Source organism: Patulibacter sp. NPDC049589, assembly GCF_040675535.1.
Lineage (GTDB): Bacteria > Actinomycetota > Thermoleophilia > Solirubrobacterales > Solirubrobacteraceae > Patulibacter.
Genome location: NZ_JBFAPC010000297.1, coordinates 1 through 3,295 on the forward strand (window position 1 = coordinate 1; position 3,295 = coordinate 3,295).

Here is a 3,295-nt window from a genome sequence, read left to right on the forward strand (position 1 = left end):
GCGTCGCAGCGGCGCGGCCTGGGCCGGGCGCTCGACGGCGCGCCGGACCTGCTGGCGTCGGCGACCCGCACGCTGCGCGACGTGGGCCCGACGATCGACCGCCTGCGCGGGACCGTCCGCCGCGCCGACCCGCTCGTCGACCCGGCGGTCCGGCTGGCGACGGGTCTGGCCGACGGCGGCCCGGCGCTGCGCCGCGCGACGACCGGCGCCACCGCCCTGGTCCGCGACGCCGCGCCGCTGCTGCAGCGTTCCGGCGCCCTCCTGCCGCGGCTGGCGACCGGCCTCGACGACGCCCGCACGACGTTCACGGCCGTCGAGCCGCTGATGGACGAGATCCGGCCCTACGCGCCGGACGTCATCTCGGGCTTCACGGGCGGCTTCGCGGGCGCGGCCAACGGCTACTACGACGCCAACGGGGTCTACGCGCGCGTCAGCGTCAACCTCGGCGGCGGGCTGCTGGAGACGCAGCCGGGGAGCCCCGACACCGGGCTGCTGTCGAGCCTGCTCGGCCAGACCGGCTACCGGCTGGGCCTGACCGACCGCTGTCCCGGCGCCGGCGCACCGCCCGCGGCCGACGGCAGCAACCCGTGGAAGCCCGCGGGGCTCAGCTGCGACCTGTCGCAGACGCTCGGGACGACGGCGTCGCCGTCGGGGAAGGCTCGGCCGTGAGGGGCCGCCTCGGCGCCGGCGCCGTCGTCCTCGTCGCCGTCCTGCTCGTCGCGGGGCTGCTCGCCTTCCCGCGCGGCGGCGACGGCGGGTCGGGCGGCACCGAGGTCGACGTCCTCTTCGACAGCGCGCGCGGCGTGTCCCCCGGGTCCGCCGTGAAGATCGCCGGGGCGAAGGTCGGCAGCGTGCGCGCGGTGACGCTGACCCCCGAGAACCGGGCCCGGGTGACCGTCCGGCTCGACCACGGCGTGGGCCCGCTGCACCGCGACGCCACGTGCGGGATCCGCCCCGAGGGCCTGATCGGCGAGAGCTTCGTCAGCTGCACGCCCGGCACGCGGTCGGCCGGCGCGCTGCGCCCCGGCGCCGGGGGACGACCCACGGTGCCGGTCGGCAGCACGACCCACCCCGTCAACCTCGCGGACCTCCTCAACCTCTGGTCGCTGCCGACCGGCGAGCGCGCCCGCGTCCTCGTCACGCAGCTCGGGCTCGGCCTGGCCGCGAGCGGCGACGACCTGCGCCACATCGTGCAGCGCGCGCACCCGACGCTGACCGAGACGCGGCGCCTGCTGGCCGTCGTCGACGGGCAGCGCGACCGCCTGCGCAGCGCCGTCGAGCGGACCGGCCGGGTCGCGCACGCGGTCGCCGGTCGCCGGCAGGACCTCGGGGCGCTGGTGCGCGACGGCTCCGCCCTGGCCGCGCGCGTCGGCCGCCACGACGACGACCTCCGCGCCGGGCTGCGGGCCCTGCCGCCGTTGCTGTCCGCCGCCCGCCCGGCGCTGCGCGAGATCGACGCGCTCGGCGCGCGGGCCACGCCGGTCCTGGCCGCCGCCGAGCGGTCGACCCCGGGCCTGACGCGCCTCGCCGTCGCCGCCGGGCCGGTGCTGCGCCGCGCCGGCACGACGCTCGACGCGATCACCCCCGCGCTGGGCCGCACCCGCACCGCGATCCGCCGGCTCGCGCCGCTGCTGCCGGCGACGTCGGAGGCCCTGGCCGCCGCCGACCCGGCCGTCCGCCAGAGCGATCGGGCCCTCGGCGCCCTGCGCGACGCCGGCTTCTTCGAGGGCCTGTGGGGCTTCCTCTACACCGGCGCGTCGGCGATCTCGCGCTACGACGGCAACGGCCACCTGCTCTCCGGCCTGATCCTCCTGAACCGCTGCACGGTCGTCTCGCCGGTCCCGATCGAGGGCTGCTCCGGCTACCTGCGGGACGAGCAGGCCGCGGAGGGCGGGCGATGACCACGCCGCGCCGGAGCCTCGGTCCGCTGGACCGCCTGGAGCGCCGCGCCCTGTGGGTCGGCGTCGCGCTGATCGCCGCCGGGGCGCTGCTGTTCGCGATCTCGTGGACCGCCAGCGACGGGATCCCGTTCCGCAAGGGCCCCGAGGTCGCGGTGCTCGTGCCCGACGCCGCGCAGCTGACCAAGGGCGACGAGGCACGCGTCGGCGGCGCCCGGATCGGCCGCGTCCGCGCGGTCCACGCCCAGACGCTCGGCGACGGCCGGATCGTCGCGCGCGTCCTCGTCCGGCTCGACGAGGGCCAGCCGGGGATCCCGGCGGACAGCACCTCGTCGGTCGTGCCGATCAACCTCTTCGGTGCCAAGGCGCTGAAGATCGTCCGCGGCCGCTCCGCGCGGACGATCTCCGACGACGCCCCGCTCGGGGTCGACCGCTCGCGCGTCACGGTCGACCTCTCCGACGTCCTGGCCGACGTCGACTCGACCCTCGCCTCGCGGGTGCGCACGATCCTCGGGGAGTCCGGCACGGCCCTCGCGGGCCGCGGCGACGCGATCGCGGAGATCGTCCCCCGCGTCGCGGACCTGCTGCCGCCCGCGCGCCGCGTCGCGCGCAGGCTGGCGTCGCCCGCCACCCGGCTCGGCCCGGCGCTGGCCCACCTCGACGACGCCGCGGGGATCTTCGACGGGCTGCGCGCGCCGCTGCCGCCGCTCCTGACCGGGGCCGCCCGGACCGTCGGGGCGCTGCGCACGTCGGGCCCCGCGGTCGAGGCGACGCTCGACCGGACCCCGCGCGCCGCCGCGACCGCCACGCGCGCGCTGCGCCGTGCGACCCCGGTGCTCGCCGACCTGCGCGCGCTCGTCGTCGCGCTGGAGCCCGGCGTCGACCGCCTGCCCGGGACGGTCCGCGCCGCGGAGGACGTCGTCGACGAGGCCGGCCGCACGCTCGCGCCCGGCACCGGCGTGCCCGGCGTCGTCCGCAAGGCCGCGCGGCTCGTCGCCGGCGCCGCCGACCTGCGCCCCGACGCGGAGCGCGTCCTCGGCGACCTGCGCGACACCTCGGCGCCGCTGGAGCGCACGATGACTGCGCTCGGCGACGCGGAGATCCACTGCAACACCGCCGGGCTGCTGGCGCGCAACCTGACCGCCGGGCTCTCCGGCGGCGACCGCGCCGGCGCGTGGCTGACGGGTCAGGCGCTGATCGACCCGTCGACGCTGCTGCCCGCCGAGCGCCAGGCCCCGGACCTGCACCTCGACCCCTACCCGCGGGCGGACGCCGGCGGCTGCGCGTCGGCCAACCAGCTCTTCCGGCCCGGCCGTCACGTCGGCCCGGCGCCCCACGACGACGTGAACCTCGGGCTCCGCGCCCCGGCCGCCGCGACCGAGCGCGCGCGCCACGCC

The 3,295-nt window shown here is 79.1% G+C and carries 2 protein-coding genes and 1 pseudogene; all 3 read left to right on the top strand.

From position 1 onward, the window contains the following. A pseudogene (locus tag AB0L40_RS27345) lies at positions 1 to 669 on the top strand (hypothetical protein); the annotation flags it as partial. Further along, a complete protein-coding gene (locus AB0L40_RS27350) occupies positions 666 to 1,901 on the top strand; it encodes an MlaD family protein (protein ID WP_364361895.1) in 1,236 nt (411 codons plus the stop codon). The pseudogene AB0L40_RS27345 and the gene AB0L40_RS27350, both read left to right, overlap by 4 nt. After that, positions 1,898 to 3,295 (top strand): MlaD family protein (locus AB0L40_RS27355; protein ID WP_364361897.1); only part of this gene is annotated, 1,398 nt, incomplete at its 3' end. The genes AB0L40_RS27350 and AB0L40_RS27355, both read left to right, overlap by 4 nt.